General features: G+C 60.4%; 29 protein-coding genes and 1 tRNA gene. 11 read left to right on the top strand and 19 right to left on the bottom strand.

Annotation, left to right across the window (positions count from 1 at the left end; translation table 11 throughout):
* Window positions 1-66: 66 nt before the first annotated feature.
* The 5 genes from HU767_RS13540 to vapB all read right to left on the bottom strand — a co-directional run bounded on the left by HU767_RS13540 (window position 67) and on the right by vapB (window position 3234).
* On the bottom strand, window positions 67-819 hold the full coding sequence (locus tag HU767_RS13540; RefSeq protein WP_186707262.1) for an ABC transporter substrate-binding protein: 753 nt from the start codon (window positions 817-819) through the stop codon (window positions 67-69).
* Between the two features lie 13 nt (window positions 820-832).
* Complete coding sequence (locus HU767_RS13535) at window positions 833-1606, bottom strand: ABC transporter ATP-binding protein (protein ID WP_079301527.1); 774 nt, start codon at window positions 1604-1606, stop codon at window positions 833-835.
* Between the two features lie 301 nt (window positions 1607-1907).
* A complete protein-coding gene (locus HU767_RS13530) occupies window positions 1908-2408 on the bottom strand; it encodes a hypothetical protein (protein WP_186729739.1) in 501 nt (166 codons plus the stop codon).
* 176 nt (window positions 2409-2584) lie between these two features.
* The gene (gene vapC, locus HU767_RS13525) at window positions 2585-3004 is read right to left on the bottom strand and encodes a tRNA(fMet)-specific endonuclease VapC (RefSeq protein ID WP_186707260.1); all 420 of its coding nucleotides are present in this window, start codon (window positions 3002-3004) and stop codon (window positions 2585-2587) included.
* Window positions 3004-3234 carry a type II toxin-antitoxin system VapB family antitoxin gene (vapB, locus tag HU767_RS13520; protein ID WP_058546214.1) on the bottom strand — a complete coding sequence of 77 codons (231 nt, stop codon included), beginning with the start codon at window positions 3232-3234 and terminating at the stop codon, window positions 3004-3006. The genes vapC and vapB overlap by 1 nt, the downstream gene beginning before the upstream one ends.
* A gap of 183 nt (window positions 3235-3417) precedes the next feature.
* Here vapB and HU767_RS13515 point away from each other — a divergent pair, with 183 nt between their 5' ends.
* Window positions 3418-3867, top strand: a complete 450-nt coding sequence (locus HU767_RS13515; RefSeq protein ID WP_186729738.1) for a carboxypeptidase regulatory-like domain-containing protein — start codon at window positions 3418-3420, stop codon at window positions 3865-3867.
* 9 nt (window positions 3868-3876) lie between these two features.
* On the opposite strand, the gene HU767_RS13510 is transcribed toward HU767_RS13515, so the two are convergent.
* The 10 genes from HU767_RS13510 to HU767_RS13465 all read right to left on the bottom strand — a co-directional run bounded on the left by HU767_RS13510 (window position 3877) and on the right by HU767_RS13465 (window position 12433).
* Entirely contained in the window at window positions 3877-4326 is a 450-nt protein-coding gene (locus HU767_RS13510) for a hypothetical protein (RefSeq protein ID WP_186707258.1), read from the bottom strand.
* A gap of 40 nt (window positions 4327-4366) precedes the next feature.
* The gene (locus tag HU767_RS13505) at window positions 4367-6601 is read right to left on the bottom strand and encodes an ATP-binding protein (protein ID WP_186729737.1); all 2235 of its coding nucleotides are present in this window, start codon (window positions 6599-6601) and stop codon (window positions 4367-4369) included.
* Complete coding sequence (locus HU767_RS13500) at window positions 6598-7203, bottom strand: biliverdin-producing heme oxygenase (protein WP_186729736.1); 606 nt, start codon at window positions 7201-7203, stop codon at window positions 6598-6600. Before HU767_RS13500 ends, HU767_RS13505 begins: the two co-directional genes overlap by 4 nt.
* A gap of 84 nt (window positions 7204-7287) precedes the next feature.
* Window positions 7288-7572: a PDDEXK nuclease domain-containing protein gene (locus HU767_RS13495; protein ID WP_238349466.1), complete on the bottom strand. Its 285-nt coding sequence runs from the start codon at window positions 7570-7572 to the stop codon at window positions 7288-7290.
* 200 nt (window positions 7573-7772) lie between these two features.
* Entirely contained in the window at window positions 7773-8180 is a 408-nt protein-coding gene (locus HU767_RS13490; RefSeq protein ID WP_186707255.1) for a hypothetical protein, read from the bottom strand.
* 65 nt (window positions 8181-8245) lie between these two features.
* Window positions 8246-8575, bottom strand: coding sequence for a DHCW motif cupin fold protein (locus tag HU767_RS13485; protein ID WP_186707254.1), 330 nt, complete (start codon window positions 8573-8575; stop codon window positions 8246-8248).
* Window positions 8576-8690: 115 nt separating this feature from the next.
* Window positions 8691-8766, bottom strand: a tRNA-Phe gene (locus HU767_RS13480).
* Between the two features lie 102 nt (window positions 8767-8868).
* Window positions 8869-9141, bottom strand: a complete 273-nt coding sequence (locus HU767_RS13475; RefSeq protein ID WP_186707253.1) for an oxidative damage protection protein — start codon at window positions 9139-9141, stop codon at window positions 8869-8871.
* A complete protein-coding gene (mutY, locus tag HU767_RS13470; RefSeq protein ID WP_186707252.1) occupies window positions 9138-10205 on the bottom strand; it encodes an A/G-specific adenine glycosylase in 1068 nt (355 codons plus the stop codon). Before mutY ends, HU767_RS13475 begins: the two co-directional genes overlap by 4 nt.
* Complete coding sequence (locus HU767_RS13465) at window positions 10202-12433, bottom strand: AsmA family protein (protein WP_186729735.1); 2232 nt, start codon at window positions 12431-12433, stop codon at window positions 10202-10204. Before HU767_RS13465 ends, mutY begins: the two co-directional genes overlap by 4 nt.
* Window positions 12434-12819: 386 nt before the next feature.
* Here HU767_RS13465 and HU767_RS13460 point away from each other — a divergent pair, with 386 nt between their 5' ends.
* From HU767_RS13460 to HU767_RS13430, 7 genes are all read left to right on the top strand, one after another.
* Window positions 12820-14481 carry an OFA family MFS transporter gene (locus tag HU767_RS13460; protein WP_186707250.1) on the top strand — a complete coding sequence of 554 codons (1662 nt, stop codon included), beginning with the start codon at window positions 12820-12822 and terminating at the stop codon, window positions 14479-14481.
* Between the two features lie 284 nt (window positions 14482-14765).
* A complete protein-coding gene (hisB, locus tag HU767_RS13455; protein ID WP_003186751.1) occupies window positions 14766-15359 on the top strand; it encodes an imidazoleglycerol-phosphate dehydratase HisB in 594 nt (197 codons plus the stop codon).
* Window positions 15359-15997: an imidazole glycerol phosphate synthase subunit HisH gene (gene hisH, locus HU767_RS13450; RefSeq protein ID WP_186707248.1), complete on the top strand. Its 639-nt coding sequence runs from the start codon at window positions 15359-15361 to the stop codon at window positions 15995-15997. Before hisB ends, hisH begins: the two co-directional genes overlap by 1 nt.
* Window positions 15997-16251 carry a DUF2164 domain-containing protein gene (locus HU767_RS13445; protein ID WP_030141479.1) on the top strand — a complete coding sequence of 85 codons (255 nt, stop codon included), beginning with the start codon at window positions 15997-15999 and terminating at the stop codon, window positions 16249-16251. The genes hisH and HU767_RS13445 overlap by 1 nt, the downstream gene beginning before the upstream one ends.
* A 99-nt stretch (window positions 16252-16350) precedes the next feature.
* Entirely contained in the window at window positions 16351-17088 is a 738-nt protein-coding gene (gene hisA, locus HU767_RS13440; protein WP_014336098.1) for a 1-(5-phosphoribosyl)-5-[(5-phosphoribosylamino)methylideneamino]imidazole-4-carboxamide isomerase, read from the top strand.
* Between the two features lie 9 nt (window positions 17089-17097).
* Window positions 17098-17868, top strand: coding sequence for an imidazole glycerol phosphate synthase subunit HisF (hisF, locus tag HU767_RS13435; RefSeq protein ID WP_003196830.1), 771 nt, complete (start codon window positions 17098-17100; stop codon window positions 17866-17868).
* Between the two features lie 63 nt (window positions 17869-17931).
* On the top strand, window positions 17932-18678 hold the full coding sequence (locus HU767_RS13430) for an ABC transporter substrate-binding protein (protein ID WP_186707247.1): 747 nt from the start codon (window positions 17932-17934) through the stop codon (window positions 18676-18678).
* Window positions 18679-19084: 406 nt separating this feature from the next.
* Here the strand turns inward: HU767_RS13430 and HU767_RS13425 are convergent, their stop codons facing one another.
* From HU767_RS13425 to gpmI, 4 genes are all read right to left on the bottom strand, one after another.
* Window positions 19085-19864 (bottom strand): divergent polysaccharide deacetylase family protein, encoded by a 780-nt coding sequence (locus HU767_RS13425; protein WP_186729734.1) that lies wholly within the window; start codon window positions 19862-19864, stop codon window positions 19085-19087.
* 1 nt (window position 19865) lies between these two features.
* Entirely contained in the window at window positions 19866-21182 is a 1317-nt protein-coding gene (locus HU767_RS13420; RefSeq protein ID WP_186710854.1) for a S41 family peptidase, read from the bottom strand.
* 31 nt (window positions 21183-21213) lie between these two features.
* Window positions 21214-22506 carry a murein hydrolase activator EnvC gene (locus HU767_RS13415; RefSeq protein WP_186710853.1) on the bottom strand — a complete coding sequence of 431 codons (1293 nt, stop codon included), beginning with the start codon at window positions 22504-22506 and terminating at the stop codon, window positions 21214-21216.
* Between the two features lie 238 nt (window positions 22507-22744).
* Window positions 22745-24274, bottom strand: a complete 1530-nt coding sequence (gpmI, locus tag HU767_RS13410; RefSeq protein WP_186729733.1) for a 2,3-bisphosphoglycerate-independent phosphoglycerate mutase — start codon at window positions 24272-24274, stop codon at window positions 22745-22747.
* A gap of 152 nt (window positions 24275-24426) precedes the next feature.
* Between gpmI and HU767_RS13405 the strand changes: the two genes are divergently transcribed.
* From HU767_RS13405 to secB, 3 genes are read left to right on the top strand one after another with little or no spacing between them, the layout of a single operon-like run.
* A complete protein-coding gene (locus tag HU767_RS13405; protein ID WP_186710851.1) occupies window positions 24427-24840 on the top strand; it encodes a rhodanese-like domain-containing protein in 414 nt (137 codons plus the stop codon).
* A gap of 1 nt (window position 24841) precedes the next feature.
* Entirely contained in the window at window positions 24842-25096 is a 255-nt protein-coding gene (gene grxC / locus HU767_RS13400; RefSeq protein WP_186729732.1) for a glutaredoxin 3, read from the top strand.
* A 40-nt stretch (window positions 25097-25136) separates the two neighbouring features.
* On the top strand, window positions 25137-25619 hold the full coding sequence (gene secB / locus HU767_RS13395) for a protein-export chaperone SecB (protein WP_058546235.1): 483 nt from the start codon (window positions 25137-25139) through the stop codon (window positions 25617-25619).
* Window positions 25620-25707 lie beyond the last annotated feature (88 nt).

Below are 25707 nucleotides of genomic sequence, written 5' to 3'. Positions count from 1 at the left end.
ATATCGCGGCAGGCTTTGCTAAGGGCCGGCGCCGCCAGAGAGCTGCGCCGGCCAGGCACGTCAATATCAATAGATATTGAACGGGAAGTACTTGTCGTTGATCTTTTTATAGGTGCCGTCGGCCACGATTTCTTTCAGGGCAGCGTTCAGCTTGTCGCGCAGCGGATCACCCTTGCGCACGGCGATACCGATCTTGTCGCTTTCCACCACCGGGTCGCCCTTGAATTCGTAAGCACGGCCAGCATCGGTTTTCAGCCAGTCGTAGTTCACGTATTTGTCCGCCAGGATCGCGTCGACGCGGCCGGAGGTCAGGTCCAGGTAGGCGTTATCCTGGGTGTCGTAAAGCTTGGTGGTGATGTCGCTGCCCATTTCATCTTCCAGCCAGGTGCCGGCGAGGGTGGAGCGTTGTGCCCCGATGACCTTGCCGTTGAGTGAGGCTTTATCGGTTTTGAAGTCGACATTTTTTGGCGCGATGAATTGCAGTTTGTTGGAGTAGTACGGGTCAGTGAAGTCCACGGCCTGCTTGCGTTCTTCAGTGATCGACAGCGACGAGACCAGGAAGTCGAACTTCTTGGCGTTCAGGGCCGGGATGATGCCGTCCCAGTCGGAAGTGACCACTTCACACTCGACTTTCATCTTGGCGCACAAGGCATCGCCAATGTCCTTATCGAACCCCACGACCTGGCCGCTGGCGTCCTTGTTGTTGAACGGCGGATAGGCCGCTTCGATGCCCATCTTCAGTTTTTCGGCCGCCATGGCGCTGGCCGAGAAGACCAGGCTGGCCGCTGCGGCCATGAGGAATTTCTTGTAGGTCTGCATGTGTACTGCTCCGTTAGCGGTTGCTGGACATGAATTGTTTGCAGCGCGCCGAAAGCGGGTTCTCGAAGACCTGCTGTGGCGATCCTTGCTCCTCGACCAGGCCTTGATGAAGAAACACGATTTCGCTGGAAACCTGACGGGCGAAGCCCATTTCATGGGTGACCAGCAGCATGGTGCGTCCTTCTTCGGCCAGGGCGCGGATCACACTAAGTACTTCCTGGACCATTTCCGGGTCAAGGGCGGAGGTGGGTTCGTCGAACAGAATCACCTTGGGCTGCATCGCCAGGGTGCGGGCGATGGCGGCGCGTTGTTGCTGGCCGCCGGACAGCTCGGCCGGATAGGCGTGGCGCTTGTCGGCGATACCGACCTTGGCCAGCAGCGCTTCGGCCACTTCGACGGCTTCGGCCTTGCTCTGGCCAAGCACCCGGCGCGGGGCTTCGATGATGTTATCGAGCACGCTCATGTGCGGCCAAAGGTTGAAGTTCTGGAAGACAAAACCGATCTCGCTGCGCAGGCGATTGATCTGTTTGCCATCGGCGGCCACCAGTTCGCCGTTTTTCGCGGCCTTGAGCTTGAGCTCTTCGCCAGCCACCAGGATCTGGCCCTGGTTGGGGTTTTCCAGCAGGTTGATGCAGCGCAGGAATGTGGACTTGCCGGACCCGGAGGATCCGAGGATCGAGATCACATCGCCGTCGCGGGCGGTCAGCGAGACGCCTTTGAGCACCTCCAGCTGTCCGTAGCGTTTGTGCAAATTGCGGATTTCAAGCGCGGGCGTGGCCTGGGCCATGTGCGGTCCTCATGGTATGTGCTCCCTTGCTGTTGGCAGCCTTCCTTGGCGAGGCGGCCAAGCTAGCATGCGTCCGAATGGCCGCCAACAGCGCGACGGGCGGTAAACCGGTGATGTGCGGCAGGTTGTCGCATCGGCACAGCAGACTGTCGCGCCATCAACAACCGAACGGCCGTTTGAACCTTGTTTACCGGTGAAAGGCCCGGGGAGTCGCGTAAAAAAAGGCGCGATGGTGCCAGCTTTGGGCGGGGGTTGGAAGGGTTAACCGGATGAGCGTTGCCGCAATCAAAAGTCTGTTGGGTTATTCGGGAGCGTCCTCCAGATCCCACAGTATTTTGAGCACCTCTTTGAAGCTGGCTTTTGCAGTTACGAAATCCGCCTGCACTTCAGGGCTGTGAAGCCAATCCTCCGCTGCTTCCTGATCGATATCGTCAGCCCACTTTCGGTAAGCGACCAGGGTGTTTTCGGTCAGAATCTGGACCGCCATGGCTTCGTTTTCAGCATTTTCATTATCCAGCAGCTCGGGCTGTTCATTGGTCATGGCAAGAAGTAATGCCATCATCCTGACCATCATGTCGATGCGCCCCGCCTCTTCTTCGGCGTCTCGCATTTCATAAAACAGCGACAGGAAATCTCTGGGGGATTCTTCGAATTCGTCTTGCAGGGCATCAAGGAAGTACGGATCGTCGTATTCGGGAAGATCAAACGTGGCGGCAGCAGGTTTTGCACGACTGACGCGTATTTGCTTGGCTTTTGCTTTTGCACGCTTGGCGCGTTTTTGTTGCTTGTTCGCGGAGGCCATGGGTGTGGTTCCGTTACTCGTTAAAGAAAAGTGACCATAAAACCTGTGGGAGCGAGCTTGCTCGCGATAGCGGCAGAAAAGCCAACGCAGATGTGAAGTTGATGGCTTTATCGTGAGCAAGCTCACTCCCATAGGAGGCTCGATGGAGCTGTTTTTTTAACTTCAAACCACCGAAGTTACAACCCCGGCTTCGGCGCAGTGGTCCAATCTTCGATGCGCAGTCCCGGAACTCTTTCGAATTCTTTCAGGTTATTAGTGACCACGATCAGCCCGAGGGAACGGGCATGGCCAGCAATCATCTGGTCGTAGGGGCCGATTGGTCTGCCAATCTTTGCCAACTCTGCCCGGATCATTCCGGTATGTGCTGCAGCCTCATAACCAAAAGGTAAAACCTCAAGTCGGGCACAGAACCCTTCGATGACGCCGAGATTTTTCTCTGGGGCGGATGATTTTTCTGCACCGTAGATCAACTCCATCAGCGTGACGGCGCTGATGCAGAGCTGGCCGTGATGACGATTGAAGGCTTCTCTAACGACCTGAGGTTTGTTCTTGATGGTGAAAATACAGACGTTGGTGTCGAGCATGAATTTGATCATCAGAAAGACTCGCGCTCCTGATCGGCAGGCTGCTCACGCTCTGCCATGAAGTCTGCTGTCGCGCTATCGCCGTCGAACCAGCTGTCCCACGCTTCGCCGGCCGGTGTAATGATGCGCGCTCTGCCTATGGCGATCACATCTACACGCTTTACGTCGCTTGGCATCGCCACTGCTTTGGGGAGCCGGACCGCTTGGCTGCGGTTGCTCATGAAAAGGGTGGTTTGTTCCATGTGCAGTCCTCCACTAAATGCAGTGGGAAGCATAGGATAATGAAGGGATATGTCAATGGGATATACCGGCTGCAGGAATGATCTCGTCCTAGCCAATAGTCCTAATCGATCTAAACCTCAACGCGCAGCTGTGCTCCAACAAAAAACTCATGTGAGTTATTTCCAGAACCTGGAGCCCTCGCCATGAAGCTCATTCATTACTTGGTGTTGCCCTTCATCGCCATCAGCTTCCTGCTGTTGCCGATCGCACTCAACGCCACCAACCTCGCTCCTGTAGACAACACAGGCGTCCAAGTCCAACCCATGCAGCAGAACGGCATCACTTATCTGTCCGGCGGTATCGGCGAGGACGAAGCCCGAGCCATCGAGCAGGCCCAGGGTTACAACTTGCACATGGCCTTTGCGATCGGCCCGGAAAACAAATACGTCCCGGATGTGGAGGTCACCGTGCAAAGCGCATCAGGACAGACTTTGCTGACCCTCAGCGATGCAGGGCCGCTGGTTTATGTGCAACTGCCACCGGGCAAGTACAACGTGGTGGCGACGCGCAATGGTGAAGCGCGGCGCGACACGGCTGAGGTAGGCAGCGGGGCCGCGCGCAAACTGGTGTTCCATTGGAACAGTGACGAATAGCCGGCCGGCTTATTCGGCGGCGGATTCTTTTTCCAGGACTTGGCGATAGCGGTCCAGCGCCTCGCTGAAGTCCTTGATGAACTCCGGCGTGCTAAGCCAGCGCTGGGCGGTCTCGCGGTCCATCTCATCGACCCACATGCGGTAGTCCACCAGCATGTCGGCGGCCAGGTTGGTCGCCGCCATGCTTTCGTTTTCGGCGTTTTTCAGGTCGAGCAGACCCGGGCGTTCGATGATCATTTCGCTAACATTTGCCAGCAGCGTATCGAGCATTTCACTGCGGCTGACGGCCTCGGCGTCGCGCAGCTTGGCGAACAGCTCCAGCACGTAGACCGGTGGCTGGGCGGTGGCGTGGGCCGGGTCGCCATACATCGGGATCGATTTGCGCCCGGTCATGCGGATTTGCTTGGCTTTGTCTTTGGCGCGCTTGGCGCGTTTTTGCTGTTTGTTCAATGAGGCCATTGGGCTTCGGTTTCCAATTCGTTAGGGGACGGTGCCCGGCTCAGTCGATTTTCGGCACGGTAAAGCGGAATTCGCTGCCCTGGCCTGGCCGGCTTTCGGCGTGCAGTTTACCGCCATGGGCCTGGACAATCCCCTTGGAAATGTACAACCCCAGCCCGGTGCCGTTCGGGTTGCCTTCCTTGGTCGTCCAGTAGCGCTCGAAAACATGAGGCAATTGCTCTGGTGCAATTCCTTCACCGGTGTCGCGGACACTGAACACGATCTCGTTACCGACGGACATCGCACTGATCCCCACCGAGCCCTGTTGCGGCGTGAACTTGATGGCATTGCCGATCAAGTTGGACAGTACCTGGAACAGCCGCTCGGGGTCGGCGTTGATCCGCAGGTTGGGTTCGGCATGGAAGGACATGTCGATGGCCTTGGCGGTGGCCAGCGGTGCCAGCAGCGAACAGGCGTCTTCGAAGATCTGGCTGACATTCATCGGCTGGGGATTGATGGTGTAGCGCCCGGCATCGATGCGCGAGGTGTCGAGCAGGTCTTCCAGCAGCGCGTTCATGCGGCTGGTGGCCTGCTGCATGGTATCGATGGCGGAAGAGATTCGTTTGGAACTGTGGGAGCCGTCGGAGCTGAAGGCCTTTTGCATCATGCCGCAGAGCATGGAAATGACCGTCATCGGGCTGCGCAGGTCATGGGACACCACGGCCACCAGTTCATCGCGGGCTTGCACGGCCTGGCGTTCCTTTTGCACCTGACGGGCCAGGTCGTTTTCCAGGGCCGAGCGCCGCAGGTCGTTGGCGGCGAACAGATCGCCATGGGTCCATTGGGTGCTGATGCCGGCCATTTCGACTTTCCAGATCTCGAAGGATGTCCGGGGCCGCAGGCGCAGGCCGGTCTCGCTGTTTTCCAGGTCCAGGGGTTTTTGCGGGTCGCCGCTCCATTGGAGGGTTTGCTTCACTTCGGGACGGAACCACAGCACGCCGTTTTCCACCGGTTTGGGCAGGTGGATCGCCAACACGCCGCTCGCCACATCCTGATAAGCCTTGGCAGGTGCGAAGACGCTGCCCAGGTTGTGGTGGGCGAATACCGGTTGGCCGGTTTCCAGAATCCATTGGTGCAGCTCGCGGATTTGCTCAGGTTCCGGGCATTGGCCGTGGCGATGCAGCTTGTTGTCCTCGAAAATAGCCACACCGCTGGCCCCGGTCAGGTCCATGAGGCGTTGCGGCTCGTGGGACAAGCCATCGAAGACATTGTCGCTGGACTCGACCATGGCAGTGGCGAGGACCTTGAGGTCTTCCAGCTTGGCGTCCCGTTGCCGGGTGAGTTCCAGCGCCTGCATGGCGCTGATCTGCAGCGACAGCACCTGACCGATAGTCTGGCAGGCCATGCGCATTTCATGGGGCACCAGCAATGGCTGGCGATTGCCGCAACTGATCAGCCCCCACAAGCGCTCGCCGTCCATCAACGAGATGCTCATGGACGACAGCACGCCCATGTTTTTCATGTACTGACGGTGGATCGGCGAGACGCTGCGCAATGTGGCAAAGCTCAGGTCCAGGGGCGCCAGGGTGTCGGGCCGCGCCTCCGGGACCAGCGGCACCGGTGCGTAGTCGGCGTTGGGGATGATCCGCAGCCAGTTGGTGCGATACAGCTCACGGGCCTGTTCGGGAATATCCGAGGCTGGGAAAAACAGCCCTTTGTAGAGTTCCATTGAAGGTGCGCTGGCCTCGGCGATCACCTGGCCGTGGCCTTCTTCCTCGAAGCGATAGATCAGCACCCGGTCGTAACCGGTCATGGCCTGGATTTCCCGCACGCTGATTTCATACAAGGCCTGGAGGGTCTTCGCACTTTGCAGGCGTTGCAGCATGCGGCCCAGGTTGGCCTCGCCGCTGACGCCTTCGGGGCGATAGTCGCTCAGGTGCTGTTCCAGTTCGACGATCAGGGCCCCCTGATGGCGATGCACCAGGGCATCAAAGCGCTGCTGGTTGACGACAATGGCCACGGGCACGTTGTCGCTATCCGGGGCAGCGCGACAGGCGACGAGGATCGCCTCGGCCTGTTCCAACCCCAACAGTGCGTCGAGGGTCTGGCCCAACAGCCTGTGGGGATCGTGCGCCATCAATTGCAACACGTTGGCACTGACCTGACGGATCACGAAGTCGGGCTCGGACAGCATCAACAACACACCATGAGGCTGGATGGCCCCGGGGAAGCGAATCGGTTCGTCTGCGCAATTGGCCAGCAGTTCTTCGAAGGCTTCCTGGTTTTCCGAGGTCATAACAGTACCTTTTGGCTGTCCAGCCAGTGTTCAAAATGAGTGAACGTCGCCTTGGCGGCGCGTGTGACTTCGAGCGTCCGGGCCTCGCCAAGGTTCCTGTCGTCCAGGTATTGGAGGAAATCCTTCCAGCGTCGGCCGGTGAGTTCGCCATACACATCGAGAAAGGCCGCGCCACTGGACGCATCAAGACCGAGCTGCTCGGCCACCCTGCGCCGCAGGATCTGCCCGCCGAGGGTTGCGCCTTCCAACACATAGGAAACGCCCAGGGCGGCGGCTCGGGAGTCGATTCGTGGCAGTGCCTGGCAGGTGGGCAGTGCCTCGATAGCGCCGTCATCCAGGCCCAGAGCCGCGAGATCGGCCCGCAATACAGGGAGTTTGATGCGCAAGGATTGGTCCAGCCCGGTTGGAATCAGCGCCAGCCTGTGAAGCCGCTGCTCCAGGGGCTGATAAAAACCGTAGTAGGCCGCCATCAAGCGCCGGTATAGATCCAGGTCCAACTCTGGCGAGAAAAACGGCAGGCGTTTTTCCAGGGCGACGTGCAGTTCCGCGGTTTCGGTCCGCAATGTCTGGATCAGGGAAGAGGGTGAAGAGGCCGGTGACATGCAAGATGGAGCTCATTGACTGGAGCGTTGCTGGAAAAAAAACGCATCAAGCTTACATGGGTTTTCTGAGTGCACGATCAGCTTTTATTCCTTGAAGTCACTGCGCCCGATTGCCCCTTCCTCAAGGCGTGCCTGTTCGCGATCCAGCGCGTTGCGCAGCTCTTCTTCGGTGGGGAGCACCAATTGATACTGGCTGGCGAATAGCTGTTCATTGCCCTGCAACACGGAATAACGCACCACCGACTCATCCTTTTGAGCGCAGAGAATGATGCCCACGGTAGGTTTCTGGCGAGCCTGACGAATCAGCTCGCCGAGGTCGTTGATCAAGGGGGCAAGCTGTGGGTCATCCTGGGGCAGCAGTGGCGTCATCGCGGTATCCAGCCATTGAGAGGGGGCGGACCGCAAGGATGCTCCAGGCGACGTCTCGATGATGCCGGACGGGGCTGATTGCTTAGAGGGAAAAATAACTGATTTATGCAGGACGGGGATGAGGCCGTCCTATGTCCGTTGGCCTTGGTGTGTAGGAGCTATCCCTACAGCCTGTAGTCAAGCGCGAGTCCCTTCGCTGCTCAGACCTTACCTTGCGCCAGAGCCTGGGAGGCGGCGACATAATCAGCCTGGAATTGCTTGCTCTCCACCCAGTCCAGCGCCGTCTGCTCATCGACACCCGTGGTCAGGCGGCGATATTCGATCAGGGCGGTAATGATGAAGTCAGTGGCTTCTTCCTCACCTTCCTGCTCCAGCACCAACTCCAGCAGTGGATGGCCCAGGAAGGCCGTGCACATGGCCTGTTGGCTGATCTTTTCGGCGGCACCCATCAGTTGGAACAGGTCCGATAGGTCCACGGTTTCCAGATCGATGCGCTCATCGTTCGGGTCGAGGAAGTCATTCGGCGCAGTGGAGCGCTTAACCCGGTTCTGCTTGGCTTTCACCTTGGCGCGCTGGTTTCGTTTCTGCTGTTTGTTGACCGATGCCATGGGTCGGTTCCTTGCTGGAAAATAAGGCCACCTATCCTACAGCTTCAACGCGGACGCTTCGAATCTCAATCCACGATGAAGAGCGTAGCTCCCGATGAAGTGGAGGAACGATGGGGTTCGGCCTGGTCGGCGACCTGGTAGCTCATGCCGGCCTTGAGCAAAAATTGCCGACCGTCTTCGAGTTCAGTATTGAGCTCGCCCTTGAGGCAAAACAGGATATGGCCCTTGGTGCACCAATGGTCGGCCAGGTAGCCGGCCGTGTATTCCACCATCCGTACCCGAATATGCCCGAATTGCCGTGTGCGCCAATAAGCGGTTCCGGTGATGCCCTTGTGCTCGGTGGGTTCGATGGTTGACCAATCGGTGGTGCCGAAGGGAATGCCCGTGATGTCCATGTCGACTCGCTTGCTGGAGGGGAGCGGACGAATGTAGCTGAGTCGTTAAGGCGGAGGAAGAAAATCCAGGCAATAAAAAAACCCGATCAATTGCTTGATCGGGGTTTTCGGTATTTGGTGCCCAGAGACGGAATCGAACCGCCGACACGGGGATTTTCAATCCCCTGCTCTACCGACTGAGCTATCTGGGCAACGGGGCGCATTAAACGGGTTTTTCAGGGGGGCGTCAAGCAAGTTTTCAAAAAATATTTAATTATTACCGTCGCTTACGATTCGCCCCCACGCTGAACAGCTTATTCGGACGGCGGTACGTAGCCTTCGGCCTTGGCGTAATCTTCGCCGGAAAAGAACTTGTCCATCTCGCCCTGAAGGTATTTGCGATCTTCGGCGTTCATCATGTTCAGGCGTTTTTCATTGATCAGCAGGGTCTGGTGTTTCTGCCAGTCGGCCCAGGCCTTGGCCGAGACGTGGTCAAAAATATCCTGGCCCTTGGCGCCCGGGAATGGAGCACGTTCCAGGCCTTCCAGTTCTTCTTTGTACTTGCGGCACATGATGGTGCGGGTCATTGCAACTCTCCTGCGTTCATTACGGCGGCCGCGCGTTCGAGCAAGGTTTTGACCGGGGCGGCAAGGCCCAGGCGCGGCGGGGTGGCGAGGTTATACCAGAGCCAGTCGGCCTCGGCCACGTGATGGCCGGTTTCCCGGACCCGGACCAGCCAGGGCTCGATCGCCAGCTGGAAGTGGCTGAAGGTGTGCACCAGGCCCGGCATTTCGTGTTGGCTGCCCAGTTCCAGCGAGTGTTGCAGGGCCAGGTGCTGCAAGTCGTCGAGGTCGTCGAGTTCCGGCAGGCTCCACAGCCCGCCCCACAGCCCGGTGGAAGGGCGACGGTAAAGCAGGATCGCGCCCTCGTGGTTGGCCAGCATGGGCATCAAGGTGCGCTTTTTCGGCACCTCCTTGCGCGGCTTGGGGATCGGGTAGCGGGTTTCCAGGCCCAGCATGTGGGCCTCGCAACCTTGCTTCAGCGGGCAGAGCAGGCAACTGGGTTTGCTGCGGGTGCAGAGCGTGGCGCCAAGGTCCATCATCGCCTGGGTGTAGGCGTTGACCCGGTCCTGCGGCGTGAAGCGCTCAGCGGTGGCCCAGAGCTGTTTCGCCACCTTGGGTTCGCCTGGGTAGCCTTCCTGGGCGGTGAAACGCGCCAGCACCCGCTTGACGTTACCATCGAGGATCGGCGCCCGCAGGCCCATGCTGATGCTGGCGATGGCGCCGGCGGTGGACAGGCCGATGCCCGGCAACTCGGTGAGTTTTTCCACGTCCCGGGGGAATTCGCCGCCGTACTGCTCGACGACGATTTTCGCAGTCTTCTGCAAGTTGCGCGCACGGGTGTAGTAACCCAGCCCGGTCCACAGGTGCAGCACTTCGTCCTCCGGCGCGGCGGCCAAGGCTTGAACGGTGGGCAGCGAGGCCATGAACCGGTCAAAGTAATTGAGCACGGTACTGACCTGGGTCTGTTGCAACATGATTTCCGAGACCCACACCCGATAGGGCGAGATGTCTTGTTGCCAGGGCAAATCGTGACGCCCGTGGCGGTCGAACCAATCCAGGACGGCCGTGGAAAACTGCTCGGCTCTCATCGCTTGAACAGCCCCTTGAGCGCATCTTTCAGTTCGGGGCTGACCTTGTCGCCGAGCTTCTCATCGATCTTGTCGCCGAGCCGGTCGCCGGCCAGCTTCGCCGCGACCTTGCCCAGCCCGTCGTTGTCCAGGCGGCAGGCCTTCGCCCCCAGCTCCAGGGGACCGCGGCAGCGCAACGGCCATTCGACGTCGACATAGCGCTCGTTGACCTGGCAGGCCGGGTCGGGCATGTCGCTCTTGTCGCCTTCGACGATGACGCCGACGCGATAGTCCATGCCCAGCACTCGCAAGTCGATATCACCGTTGCCGTTGACGGTCATGCCGGGGATGCGGACTTTCAGGTCCGGGTTGTTGGCAACGCCATTGTTGAAGGTGAGATTGCCGTTGAGTTGCTGGAACGGCGTGTCCTTGCCCCGGGGTTCGCCGCTGAGGGATTTGCGATTGAGAGTGGCGATGCCTTTGCACAATTGCTGTTCGAGATTGGCATTGAGCAGCACGCCATCGTTGATGACGAACCCGGCGTTGCCGTTGAGGCTGTCGATCAGGGCCTTCTGGCTATTGCCATTGGCGGTGATTGCGCTGTTGAGCGTGACCAGGCCCTTGACCGGCGGATTCTTGCCCTGGCTTTCGATGATCTTCTCGGCGGGAACCCGGTTGATGCGGGTTTGCAGGCTCAACTGTGGCGTAGGCTGGCGCACATCCAGGGTGCCCTTGGTTTCGAAGTTGCCGCTGTACAGGTCACCCCGCAGGTTCTCCAGGGTCAGCAGGCCACCCAGGCCGGTGGCCTTGAGCGCGGCGTTCTGGATCGGCAGTTTATCGAGGGTCAGTTGTCCGAAGGTCAGGTCGGCATCGAGGTCCAGCTTGCCCAGGCGCTCCACCGGAAACAGCCGATCGTTACTCCAGGCACCCTGGGTCGGAGCGCTCGGCAGCGGTGTGCTGCCGGCACCGGCCATGGCGCTGGCTTCGGTGTTGCTGACTTCAGCCTCACGGGCCGCCTTGGAACTGTCGGCTTCGGCGGATTTTGGCGGCAGGTAACGGTCGACGTTGAAGGTGTCGGCCTTGAGCTGCACGCGCAGGGCCTGTTTGGCAAAGTCTGCCACGGCGATACGACCGCTGAAGTGGCTGTCGTCGAGCTTCAAGTTGATGTCGTTGAATTCGACGCTGCTTGGCGTGCCGGCAATGCGGCTGGCCAATTCGACCTTGCTCAGGCTGCCTTCGGCCATGGCCGGGAGTGTCTGGCCGACGCTGTCGACGAATTTCGCCAGGTCGAACTGGGCGATCGATATTCCGCCATTCAATTGCGGGGTCTTGTCGAGGTCGTTGACCTTCAGCTCACCGAGGGCGCGCAGTTGGTTGAGCGACAGCTTGATGCCGGTCCATTCGGCGACGTTGGCCGCCTTGTCCAGGAACAGTTGGCCTTGGGCGGCGAAATTCAGGGTCTTGCCCTGCAACGGGTCGCCGGTGGCCTCGCCGGACAGTTTCAGGTCTTCGAACTTGTAGCGCTGCAAGGCGCGCTCGAAGCGCAGTTCGCCGGTCACTTCGGTGCGTACGCGCACGGCCGGCTGGTTGCTGGACAGGAATGCAGTCAGGGTCACCGGAATATTGGTGGAGTCGTGGACCGGGCCGGTGCTCAGTTGGATGCTTTCGGCGGTGAACAGCTTGCCGGTCTGCTCGTCGGTGTATTCGACCCGGGCGTTGTTCACGGTCAGGCTGTCGATGTCCAGGCGGGTCGGCTGGGCAGGTTTTTCTGCCGGGGTGCTAGCAGGCGGGGCTGGCTGTTCGGCCGGCGTCGGTGCCGGGGTGTTCGCCGTCGTCGCGGAGGCCGGCGCTTTACCGATGTCTTCCCAGTTTCCGTGACCGTTCTTGTCACGGTTGAGCCGCAGGTTCAGGCCTTCGACGCGCACATCGCTCATCTGCACTTCCCGGCGCAGCAGCGGGATGACCCGGACCGAAAGACCGAGCATCTGCAGGTCGGCGAAAGGTTGGGTTGGATTGGCCAAGGTCGCGACGCTGGCGTCGTGCAACTCCAGGCCCAGCCATGGAAACAGGCTCCAGCCGATATCGCCATTGAGGGTCAGCTCGATGTGGGCCTTGTCGCGGGCTATCTGGCGGATCTCTTCTTTGTAGTCGTTGGGATCGAACAGGTGGGTCAGGGCAAAGCCCAGGGCCACAATGATCAGCAACAGCCCGAGAAGTACCAGACCCAGGATTTTGCCGAACGCTTTCATGGGCGAATCCTTGTAGGTTGAGTTCAAAATTTAGCCGCGAGTATAACGCCCCGAGTTGGTGGCGCGTTGAGTGATCGTTCTTCCGGCAGGCCTGCCGAACAAAGACCCATGGGGACGGGGCTGGTTTCAGCCGCGGAAAAAATAAATCGTTAGTCCCCTACAGAAAGCGAGCAAGCGTGCGATAAGACAGATGGCACGAAAAAGGTGATATCACTTTGGTTTTTCTGCCACGAGCAAATGGTAACCTTTGCCCGTTCGTCCGTCCTTCTGCGACTTGATGTCGCACACTATGGAGCTTCACCAGAAAATACAGCCATGCCTGCGTGCAATGAAGGCTGAGGGTGATGCGTGGCTGACGAACCATTCCAATAACTGGGGGATACACAATGAGCACGAGCATCACGGCGGGCGGCGTCGCCGACCAGCCAGCGTTCCTCTCCAAGGAGCGCATCATCGCCAAGCCGGGTTTCAACCGGTGGCTGGTTCCACCGGCCGCACTGGCCATTCACTTGTGCATCGGCATGGCCTATGGCTTCTCGGTGTTCTGGTTGCCACTGTCCAAAGCCTTGGGGATTACCAAGCCTGTGGCCTGTGCACCGGATATGAGCTTCATCTCGCAAGTCTTTTCGTCCCAATGTGACTGGCCGATCTCGATGCTCGGCTGGATCTACACCCTGTTCTTCATCTTCCTGGGCTGCTCGGCAGCGATCTGGGGCGGCTGGCTGGAACACGCCGGGCCACGCAAGGCCGGCGTTGTATCGGCCTTGTGCTGGTGCGGTGGCCTGCTGATTTCCGCGCTGGGTATCTATACCCATCAGATCTGGCTGATGTGGGTCGGTTCCGGGGTGATCGGCGGTATCGGCCTGGGCCTGGGCTACATCTCGCCAGTGTCCACGCTGATCAAGTGGTTCCCGGACAAGCGCGGCATGGCGACCGGCATGGCGATCATGGGCTTCGGCGGTGGTGCGATGGTCGGTGCTCCGCTGGCTGCGGCGCTGATGAACCACTTCGCTTCGCCGACTGGCGTGGGCGTCTGGCAGAGCTTCCTGGTCATGGCTGCGATCTATTTCGTGTTCATGATCGGTGGCGCCTTGTCGTACCGCGTGCCGCCGACTGGCTGGAAGCCTGAAGGCTGGACCCCGGCACCGAAGAAAGCCGCGAACGCGATGATCACCCATCGCCACGTTCACGTGAATGTCGCCTGGAAAACCCCGCAGTTCCGTCTGGTATGGCTGGTGCTGTGCCTGAACGTATCGGCGGGTATCGGCATCCTCGGCATGGCTTCGCCATTGTTGCAGGAAGTGTTCGGCGGCAAGCTGCTGGGCAATGACCTGCCGTTCGGTCAGTTGGACGCTGTGCAACTGGGCCAGATCGCGGCCATCGCGGCCGGCTTCACCGGTCTGTTGAGCCTGTTCAACATCGGCGGTCGGTTCTTCTGGGCCTCGTTCTCGGATTACCTGGGTCGTAAAAACACCTATTTCGTGTTTTTCGCCCTGGGCTTTGCCCTGTACGCGCTGATCCCGAACCTCGGTCATCTGGGCAGCGTCGCGCTGTTCGTGGCGGCGTTCTGCATCATCCTGTCGATGTACGGCGGCGGTTTCGCCACCGTGCCAGCCTACCTGGCGGACCTGTTCGGTACGCAAATGGTTGGCGCAATCCACGGTCGTCTCCTGACTGCCTGGGCTGCTGCGGGCGTGCTGGGTCCGGTATTGGTGAACTACTTGCGTGAATATCAGTTGAGCATCGGTGTTGAACGTGCCGCGGCCTATGACATCACCTTGTATATCCTTGCCGGCCTGTTGGTGCTGGGTTTCCTGTGCAACCTGCTGGTCCGTCCGGTCGCCGACAAGTACTTCATGACCGACGCCGAACTGGCCGCCGAACAGGCGCTGGGCCATGACAAGGGCGCCGACAGCACCACTTCGCTGGAATGGAAAGCCGCACCGGGCACCAAGCCCTTGGCGATCGCCGCCTGGCTGGTGGTGGGCATTCCGTTGGCGTGGGGTGTGTGGGTGACCCTGCAGAAGACGGCGGTGTTGTTCCGCTAAGACCGTTGCCCTGACCGTCAGGCCAGGGCAACCCTAAATGTGGGAGCGGGCTTGCTCGCGAATGCGGTGTGTCAGTTAACGATGATGTCGACTGATACGCCGCCTTCGCGAGCAAGCCCGCTCCCACATTTGCTTTTGGGTGACCTTGAAAGCTTGTATGGACATGTCTATCACCGACAGCCCGGGATTCAGCCCGTCAGTGATGTCACCTCTTGTGTTTCTGTTTGCCGCTCGCGCCCCTATAATGGCTGCCTTTTTCGCCCAATGATTTTGCGGAGCTGGTGATGGCCGAACGTAAGGCGTCTGTCGAGCGCGACACTCTGGAAACCCAGATCAAAGCCTCGATCAACCTGGATGGCACCGGTAAGGCCCGGTTTGATATTGGTGTGCCTTTTCTTGAGCACATGCTGGACCAGATCGCCCGTCACGGGCTGATCGACCTGGACATCGTCAGCAAGGGCGACCTGCATATCGACGACCACCACACGGTGGAGGACGTCGGTATCACCTTGGGCCAGGCCTTTACCAAGGCCATCGGCGACAAGAAGGGCATCCGTCGCTACGGCCATGCCTACGTGCCGCTGGATGAAGCGCTGTCGCGCGTGGTCATCGACTTCTCCGGTCGCCCTGGCCTGCAAATGCATGTGCCGTATACCCGTGCCACCGTCGGCGGCTTCGACGTTGACCTGTTCCAGGAATTCTTCCAGGGCTTCGTCAACCACGCCAACGTGACCCTGCACATCGACAACCTGCGCGGGCACAACACCCACCACCAGATCGAAACCGTGTTCAAGGCGTTCGGCCGCGCGCTGCGCATGGCTGTGGAACTCGATGACCGCATGGCCGGCCAGATGCCTTCCACCAAGGGCGTCCTGTAATGCAGACGGTCGCGGTAATCGACTACGGCATGGGCAACCTGCACTCGGTGGCCAAGGCCCTCGAACACGTGGGCGCCGGCAAGGTGCTGATCACCAGCGATGCCGACGTGATTCGCGAAGCCGACCGAGTGGTGTTCCCCGGCGTCGGGGCGATTCGTGATTGCATGGCCGAGATTCGTCGCCTGGGCTTCGACAAGCTGGTGCACGAAGTCAGCCTGGACCGTCCATTCCTCGGTATTTGCGTGGGCATGCAGGCCTTGCTCGATCGCAGTGAAGAGAACGACGGTGTCGATTGCATTTCGCTGTTCCCAGGCCAGGTGAAGTTCTTTGGCAAGGGCCTGCATGAAGACGGCGAGCACTTGAAAGTCCCGCACATGGGCTGGAACGAAGTGAAGCAGGCGGTGGATCACCCGCTGTGGCACAACATTCCGGACCTGGCGCGTTTCTACTTCGTGCACAGCTACTACATCGCCGCCGGCAATGCGCGGCAGGTGGTGGGCAGTGGTCACTATGGCGTCGATTTCGCCGCGGCCCTGGCCGACGGTTCGCGCTTCGCCGTGCAATTCCACCCGGAGAAGAGCCATACCCACGGCCTGCAACTGTTGCAGAACTTCGCGGCATGGGACGGGCGCTGGTAATGGCCCGCAAGAAACCGCCGATCCTCACCCTCACGCCCGAGCAGGAGAGTGAAGCGAACCGCAAGATCCAGCGGTTCATGGAGGAACGTTTCGAGCTGGACCTGGGCTCGTTCGAGGCGGCGGAAATTCTTGACCTGTTTACCCGCGAAATTGCTCCGCATTATTACAACAGGGCGATTTTCGATGTGCAGGCGCACCTTAAAGAAAGGTTCGAAAGCATTGAAAGCGACTTGTGGGCGCTCGAGAAGAATTAGAGCAGCGGCAAGCTTCAAGCTTGAAGCTGCAAGTATTGGAATGCGTGCCTGCTTGCAGCTTATGGCTTGCAGCTTGCAGCTCTTTGACGAAGGAAAAGCATGCTAATTATCCCCGCTATCGATCTCAAGGACGGCGCTTGCGTACGTCTGCGCCAGGGCCGCATGGAAGACTCCACGGTGTTTTCCGATGACCCGGTGAGCATGGCCGCCAAGTGGGTGGAAGGCGGCTGCCGTCGCCTGCATCTGGTCGACCTCAACGGCGCCTTCGAAGGGCAGCCGGTCAATGGCGAAGTGGTTACGGCCATCGCCAAGCGCTATCCGAACCTGCCGATCCAGATCGGCGGCGGCATTCGCTCGCTGGAAACCATCGAGCACTACGTCAAGGCTGGCGTGAGTTACGTGATCATCGGCACCAAGGCTGTGAAAGACCCGGCTTTCGTCGCCGAAGCCTGTCGCGCGTTCCCTGGCAAAATCATCGTTGGCCTGGATGCCAAGGACGGTTTCGTCGCCACCGATGGCTGGGCTGAAATCAGCACCGTGCAGGTCATCGATCTGGCCAAGCAGTTTGAAGCCGACGGCGTGTCCTCGATCGTTTATACCGATATCGCCAAAGACGGCATGATGCAGGGCTGCAACGTGCCGTTCACCGCTGCACTGGCCGCTGCCACCAAGATCCCGGTGATCGCTTCCGGTGGTATCCATAACCTGGGTGACATCAAGTCGCTGCTCGACGCCAAGGCGCCGGGCATCATCGGTGCAATCACCGGTCGTGCGATCTATGAAGGCACCCTCGACGTCGCTGAAGCGCAAGCTTTCTGCGATTCGTACAAAGGCTGAGGACTGACCATGGCGCTGGCCAAACGCATCATCCCTTGCCTGGACGTGGACAACGGCCGGGTGGTCAAGGGCGTCAAGTTCGAGAACATCCGTGATGCCGGCGACCCGGTGGAAATCGCCCGTCGCTACGATGAGCAGGGTGCGGACGAGATTACCTTCCTCGACATCACGGCCAGCGTCGATGGCCGCGACACCACATTGCACACCGTCGAGCGCATGGCCAGCCAGGTGTTCATCCCGCTGACCGTGGGCGGTGGCGTGCGCACCGTGCAGGACATCCGCAACCTGCTCAATGCCGGGGCGGACAAGGTGTCCATCAACACTGCGGCGGTGTTCAACCCGGAATTCGTCGGCGAAGCGGCCCAGCACTTCGGCTCGCAGTGCATCGTCGTGGCCATCGACGCGAAGAAAGTCTCCGGCCCGGGCGAAACCCCACGCTGGGAAATCTTCACCCACGGTGGGCGCAAACCTACGGGCCTGGACGCCGTCGAGTGGGCGAAGAAGATGGAAGGCCTCGGGGCCGGTGAAATCCTGCTGACCAGCATGGACCAGGACGGCATGAAGAACGGCTTTGACCTAGGTGTCACCCGCGCCATCAGCGATGCCCTGGGCATTCCGGTGATCGCGTCCGGCGGCGTCGGCAACCTGCAACACCTGGCCGACGGCATCCTCGAAGGCCATGCCAGCGCGGTGCTGGCGGCGAGTATCTTCCACTTCGGTGAATACACCGTGCCGGAAGCCAAGGCCTACATGGCTCATCGCGGTATCTGCATTCGCTGATCGCTGGACACCATGGCGGGCCCAAGGCACTCTTGGGCACACCATGGATTGCGGTAGCCCGACATGCTCAAACGCCTCGTTCTTGCCTTTGCCGGTGCCACGTTGCTGCTCGCAGGCACCGTCCGTGCCGCTGATACATCGCTGGTGTTGCTGACGGAAAACTTCCCCCCGTACAACATGGCCAAGAACGGCAAGAACTTCGCCCAGGACGAGAACATCCATGGCATTGCCGTGGACATCGTCCGGGAAATATTCAAGCGTGCCGATATCTCCTACAGCCTGACGCTGCGTTTCCCTTGGGAGCGCATCTACAAACTCGCCCTGGAAAGTCCGGGTTACGGTGTGTTTGTCATGGCGCGGTTACCGGAGCGTGAAAAACTATTCAAATGGGTCGGCCCCATTGGTCCGGACGACTGGATCTTGCTCGCCAAGGCCGACAGCAAGATCGCCCTCGACTCGCTGGAGCAGGCGCGCCAATACAAGATCGGTGCCTACAAGGGCGACGCGATCGCCGAGACGTTGGCCAAGCAAGGGCTGAAGCCGATGGTCGTGCTGCGTGACCAGGACAATGCCCGCAAGCTGGTCAATGGCCAGATCGACCTGTGGGCCACCGGTGACCCGGCCGGGCGGTACCTGGCGCGACAGGAAGGGGTGAGCGATCTCAAGACTGTGCTGCGCTTCAACAGTGCCGAGCTGTACCTGGCCTTGAACAAGGACGTGCCTGACGACGTGGTTGCCCGGCTGCAAAAGGCCTTGGATGAGCTGCGCAAGGAAGGTGAAGTGGACGCGATCATGGCGCGGTATCTCTAGAACTTCAGCCGCCGCGCTGCCGCCTTCGTCGGATCGCCGCCCGGAGCAGGCTCGCTCCCACAGGTATCGGGGCGACCCCAGATACTGCATTCACCACAGATCAAAATGTGGGAGCGGGCTTGCTCGCGAAAGCGGTGAATCAGCTTGCAGAGGTGTTGAGTGTGCTGGCCCCTTCGCGAGCAAGCCCGCTCCCACAAAGTTGCCTGGGTGTTCACAGATACGATGCCCACCTCAGAATCCCTGTGGGAGCGAGCCTGCTCGCGAATGCGGTGGATCAGCTTGCAGAGATGTTGAATGTGCAGCCTTCATCGCGAGCAGGCTCGCTCCCACAGGGGATCTGCTGTGAACACAAATCTTGTGCCCGATGCAGAACCACTGTGGGAGCGAGCTTGCTCGCGATGGGCTGCTACCGATAAACCCCATCTTTCCCATGCCCAACCATCGCCCGGTTGCTGCGCAGGCTGATCATCGATTTGATGTCGATCCATTCGATGCCCTGGGCCTTGAGCTTGGGCAGTTCGCGTTCGAGCACGGCCAGGGTCTGCGGGTAGGGATGGCCGATCATCACGGCCGAGCCTTGCCGGCGGGCCAGGTCAATGGCGATCTGGAGCTGGCCGGCTATGGCGGCTTCGGTGCGCTCGTCATCCAGGAACACATCCCGCGACACACTGGCGAGGCCGATCTTCTGCGCCTCGGCGGCGGCGGCGGTCTGGGCGCTGGTGCGGCTGTCGACGAAAAACTTGTGACGCTGCTGCAAATTCGCCATCAGCCAGGCCATGGCCTGGGGTTGGGCGGTCATGCGGCTGCCCATGTGGTTGTTGATCCCGCTGGTATAGGGCACGGCGGCGAACGCGGCGTCCAGGCGTTTGCCCAGTTCTTCGATGGGCAGTTCCGGATGCCAGGCGAATGGCCCGGTGGCCGGGTCCATGGGCATGTGGAGCATGACCAGCTTGCCGGCGCGATGGGCTTCGCGGGCGAATTCGGCGGCATGGGGCGTGTCGGGCATGATCGCGGCGGTGACCGGACCAGGGAGGGCCAATACCCGGCGATCCCGAGGCAGGTTCTGCCCCAGGTCGTCGATGATCAGGCTCAGGTACGCCTTGTGCGGCGAAGAAGGTGTGGCGGGGGCCGCGTTAACGGCTCCCGCCAGCAGGCACAGCAGGACGAAGGTGAAGCGCAAGCCCATCTCAGCGGCCGGACGTGATGTTCAACCCCTTGAGCAAGCTCAAGGCCTGGGCCAATTGATAGTCGTCGTCCTGCGGCATTGGCTTGGCCTTGGCGCCGGAGCCGGTCGGTTTGTCGGCGCCGCCGTTGCCATTGCCCAAGTGACCTTGCAGGTCGGCTTCCTTGAAGTATTCGCTATCCGCCTCGCTAGTGATCTTGGCCTTGCGCACTTCGATGTCCGGGACGATGCCCTGGGCCTGGATGGAGCGGCCGTTAGGCGTGAAGTACAGCGCGGTGGTGATCTTCAGGGCGCGCTCGTTGTTCAGTGGCAACACAGTCTGCACCGAGCCCTTGCCGAAGCTGGTGGTACCCATGACCACGCCGCGTTTCTGGTCCTGCAGGGCGCCGGCGACGATTTCCGAGGCCGAGGCACTGCCGCCGTTGATCAGCACCACCAGTGGCACGGCTTCGCTCAAGTCGTTGCCAGTGGCCGAGAAACGCAGTTCGGAATTGGCGATGCGCCCCTTGGTGTAGACGATCAGGCCCTTGGTGATGAAGTGGTCCACCACTTCCACGGCCGATTGCAGCACGCCGCCGGGGTTGTTGCGCAGGTCCAGGACCAGGCCGTTGAGTTTCTTGCCGTTGTCCTTGCGCAGCTTGGCCAGGGACTTGGCGACTTCTTCGCCGGTCTTGACCTGGAACTGAGTGATACGGATGTAGCCGTAGCCCGATTCCAGCAGCTGGCTCTTCACGCTCTTGACCTGGATGACCGCCCGGGTCAGGGTCACATCGAACGGCGTGCCGCCGTCGCGTACCAGGGTCAGGGTGATCTTCTGGCCGATCTTGCCGCGCATCTTGTCCACGGCTTCGGTCATGCTCTGGCCGCGGGTCGGTTGGCCGTTGATCTTGACGATGAAGTCACCTGCCTGGATGCCAGCCTTCGAGGCAGGCGTGTCGTCGATCGGCGAGACGACCTTGACGAAACCGTCTTCGCTGCCGACTTCGATGCCCAGGCCGCCGAACTCGCCGCTGGTGCTTTCCTGCAATTCGGCAAAATCTTCCGGCCCCAGGTAGGCCGAGTGCGGGTCAAGGTTGCTGAGCATGCCTTTGATGGCGTTCTCCAGCAGCATCTTGTCATCCACGGGCTCGACATAGGCGGCCTTGATCCGGTCCATGACCTCGGCAAAGGTGCGCAGTTCGTCCAGCGGCAGCGGGGCCTTGGTGGTCGCGGCGGTGGCGGCGGGTGCCGATGGGGCCGGTTCGGCGGCAAAAGCCAGGGGCGCACCGATCACGAGGGCGATCGTCAGGGCCAGCGAGGTGAGGCGGGACAAATGCAGCATGTCGAACGAACTCCTTAATAGGATGGGCGCGCTATCCTTGCGCACGACACCATTGGGCCGGGTCACTGGGGCGACCCTGCTGACGAATAGCGAAATACAGCGCTGGCGTATCCTGCCCGCCACTGTTGCCGACCGTGGAGATGGACTCACCGGCCTTGACCACATCGCCCGCCGCCTTGAGCAGCGTCTGGTTGTGGCCGTACAGGCTCAAGTAACCGTTGCCGTGATCGAGGATCACCAACAGGCCGGCGCCACGCAACCAGTCGGCGAATACCACGCGACCGCCATGCACGGCATGCACCTGGCTGCCGGCGGAAGCGCTGATCATGACCCCGTCCCACTTGGTGCGGGTGTCGTCGCCGCGGGTTTCACCGAAGCGCGCAAGCAATCGACCATTGACCGGCCATGGAAGTTTGCCTCGGGCTGAAGCAAAAGCACCGCCGAAGGTTTCGCCATCACTGGAAACCAGCGCGCCGGGGCTGGTTTTTGCCGGTTTGCGCGGGGCGTCGCCGGCGTCTGCGTCGGCCTGGGCTTCACGTAAGCGCTTTTTTTCGGCTTCCTGCTGGGCGATCAGCGCTTTCTGACGCGCTTCTTCTGCCTCTCGAGCCTGACGGGCCAGGGTTTCCTCGATGGTTTTCAACACATTGGCCAGTTCGGCCTGGTCCTGCTCGCGAGCCTTGAGCTTGCTGTCGCGGGCCTTCACGTCGTCATTGAGCTTGGCCAGGGCCACCTGGCGCTCCTTGCGAACCTTCTCGAGTTCTTCACGCTGGGTGTCGAGGCTGCTTTTCTGCACCAGCAACTGGGCTTGCTGCAGCTCGATGTCTTTTTCGACATTGGCCAGTTGGCGCAGGGTTTCGTTGAAATTCTTGAGTTGCTCCAGGCGGGCCTGGCTCAGGTAGTCGTAATAAGTGAGGGTGCGGGCGAATTTCTCGGGGTTCTGTTGGTTGAGCAGCAGCTTGAGGTATTCCTGGCGGCCGTTCTGGTAGGCGGCCCGGGCCTGGATGGCGATCAGCTTTTGCTGCTCAGTGCGCGCGCCCTGGAGTTTTTTTTTCTCTCCATCGAGCCGCTGCAGCTCGGATTCGCTTTTCTTCAGCTCTTTTTGCAGGGCGTCGACCTGCTTCTCCAGCTTGCCCATCTCGGTTTCGGTGCCGCGCAGGTCTTTCTGCACGCTGGATTTTTCTTCCTGCAACTTGCCCAGCAGTTTTTTCAGCTCGGCAATGTCCTGGCGCGTGGCTTCCAACTGCTGTTGGGTTTGCGCGCGCTCGTCGGCAAAGGCCGGTTGAAGCAGGCAGGTCAGAGCGAGGGCTATCAGGACGCGAAGCATAGAGGCGGGCGACACCAGGGAAAGGGACGGCCTAGTATGCCCGCCCCACGCTGCAAAAAAAACGCCCATTTGGGGCTGTGTGATAACTGGAGCAGGGCAAGGCACTCATTTCCCGCCAAACCCCTGTGGGAGCAAAGCTTGCTCGCGATGACGTCGGCACATCCAACGAAGATGTAAATGGTTGGATTGCTATCGCGAGCAAGCTTTGCTCCCACAGGTTTGCGGGATTTGTGTTTCGTCAGACGAGGATCGACGTCCCGGTCATCTCCGCCGGCTTCTCCATGCCCAGCAACATCAGCATGGTCGGCGCTACGTCAGCCAGCACGCCGCCGTCGCGAACCTTGAAGTCACGCTTGCCGACATAGATGAACGGCACTGGCTCGGTGGTGTGGGCGGTGTGGGCCTGGCCGGTGGATTCGTCGGACATTTGCTCGACGTTGCCGTGGTCGGCCGTGATCAACGCTTCCCCGCCGACTTTTTCCAAAGCCTCGACGATGCGACCCACGCAGGCATCCAGGCATTCCACGGCCTTGACCGCCGCCTCGAACACGCCGCTATGGCCCACCATGTCGCCGTTGGCATAGTTCACAACGATGACGTCGTAGCGCTGGTTCTCGATGGCATCGACGATGCGGTCGGTCACTTCCGGCGCGCTCATTTCCGGTTGCAGGTCGTAGGTGGCGACTTTTGGCGACGGGATCAGGATGCGTTCCTCACCCGGGAAAGGTTCTTCACGGCCACCGGAGAAAAAGAACGTCACGTGGGCGTACTTTTCGGTCTCGGCGATGCGTAGCTGGGTCTTGCCGTTTTTCGCCAGGTAGTCGCCGAGCACATTTTCCAGGCTGCCGGCGGCGAAGGCCGATGGCGCGGGAATGCTGGCGGCGTATTGAGTCAGCATCACGAAACCGGCCAGTTTCGGCTGGCGGGCGCGTTCGAATTCCTGGAAATCGTCTTCGACAAATACTCGGGTCAGTTCGCGGGCGCGGTCGGCGCGGAAGTTCATGAACACCACGGCATCGCCGTCTTCGACTTTAACCGGCGCGCCGAGGGTGGTGGCCTTGACGAATTCGTCGCTTTCGCCGCGCTCGTAGGCGGCTTGCAGGCCTTCTTGCGCGGTGGCGGCGTGAAACTCGGCATTGCCATCGACGATCAGGTTGTAAGCCTGGGCGACTCGGTCCCAGCGGTTATCGCGGTCCATGGCGAAGTAGCGACCGATCAGGCTGGCGATCCGGCCTTTGCCCAGCGCCTTGAACGCGTCGTCCAATACTTTGATCGACGACTCGGCGCTCTTCGGTGGCGTATCGCGGCCATCGAGAAAGGCGTGCAGATAAATATTTTCAGCACCACGCCTGGCAGCGAGTTCGGCCATGGCGACCAGGTGATCCTGGTGGCTGTGCACGCCGCCGTCGGACAACAGGCCCATGAAATGCACGGCCTTGCCGGCGGCCACGGCTTTATCCACGGCGGCGCAGATGGTCGGGTTTTCGAAAAATTCGCCGTCGCGGATCGATTTGGTCACGCGGGTGAAGTCCTGGTACACCACACGGCCTGCGCCGAGGTTCATGTGGCCGACTTCGGAATTGCCCATCTGCCCGTCCGGCAGGCCGACATCCATGCCGCTGCCGGAGATCAGGCCGTTGGGCACGGTGGCCCATAAACGGTCCAGCACCGGCTTGTTGGCCGAATACACGGCGTTGGATTCGTGGCTGTCACTGTGACCGAAGCCGTCGAGAATCATCAGGACCAAAGGTTTAGGCGTGGTAGTCATGGAATCCACTCGTGGCGGGTTAAAAGAAGACGATGGAAAAGGGACGGGCAGTTTAAAGGTAAGTTCCGACGGCGTCACCGCCGGGCGGGGTTTGGCCGGCCTTGCGTGCTGTGTATACTGGCCGACATTTTAACGCCCTGGAACCTCCTTCGATGGTTGCTCACCTGATTGAATTTGCCACTAACCACTACATTCTCGTCGGTATCTTCGTCGTACTGCTGGCGTTGCTGGTTGCCCACACGATGCAGGGCGGCGGACGCAGCCTGAGCACCGGCGAGCTGACCGCGCTGGTCAACAAGGACGCCGGCGTCGTGGTCGATATCCGCCCGAGCAAGGACTACGCCGCCGGTCACATTGTCGGCGCGCTGAACATTCCCCAGGACAAACTGATCGCTCGTGCGGCCGAACTGGAAAAACACAAGGCCAAGACGCTGATTCTGGTGGACGCCCAGGGCCAGCAGGCCGGTACCCTTGCCCGCGAACTGATGAAGTCCGGCTTCACCGCCGCCAAACTGTCCGGTGGCGTTGCGAGCTGGAAAGCCGACAATCTGCCCCTGGTGAAGTGACATGCCCCACGTAGTTGTCTATTCCAGCGATTACTGCCCCTATTGCTCCCGAGCCAAGCAATTGCTCGCGCACAAGGGCGTGGCTTTCGAAGAGATCAAGGTCGACGGCAAGCCGCAACTGCGCGCCGAAATGACCCAGAAGGCCCGGCGCACCTCCGTGCCGCAGATCTGGATCGGCGACACCCACGTGGGCGGTTGCGATGACCTGTTCGCCCTGGAGCGCGCCGGCAAGCTCGACGCGCTGCTCAAGGCCTGAATTCCCAATTAATAGAACCTGAAAGTAAGAAGGATCTGCGATGACTGACCAACAGAACACAGCTGCCACTGAAGAAGAAGCCGCACCGCAATTCTCCTTGCAGCGCATTTACGTTCGCGACCTGTCCTTCGAAGCCCCGAAAAGCCCGGCGATCTTTCGCCAGCAGTGGGAGCCGAGCGTAGGCCTGGACCTGAACACCCGTCAGAAAGCCCTGGAAGATGACTTCCACGAAGTGGTGCTGACCCTGTCGGTGACCGTGAAGAACGGTGACGAAGTGGCGTTCATCGCCGAAGTGCAACAGGCCGGTATCTTCCTGATCAAGAACCTGGACGCCGCTTCGATGAGCCACACCCTGGGCGCGTTCTGCCCGAACATCCTGTTCCCTTACGCCCGTGAAACCCTGGACAGCCTGGTGACCCGCGGTTCGTTCCCGGCCCTGATGCTGGCTCCGGTGAACTTCGATGCCCTGTACGCGCAAGAACTGCAGCGCATGCAACAGGAAGGCGGCGCGACCGTTCAGTAAACCGGTCGGCGCAAGTCCAATGTGGGAGCGGGCTTGCTCGCGAAAGCGGTGTGTCAGGCGACATTGATGTTAACTGACACACCGCTTT

The organism is Pseudomonas sp. SWRI179, assembly GCF_014268705.1.
Classification (GTDB): Bacteria; Pseudomonadota; Gammaproteobacteria; order Pseudomonadales; family Pseudomonadaceae; genus Aquipseudomonas; species Aquipseudomonas zanjanensis.
This window is presented reverse-complemented; position numbering and strand designations above follow the sequence as displayed.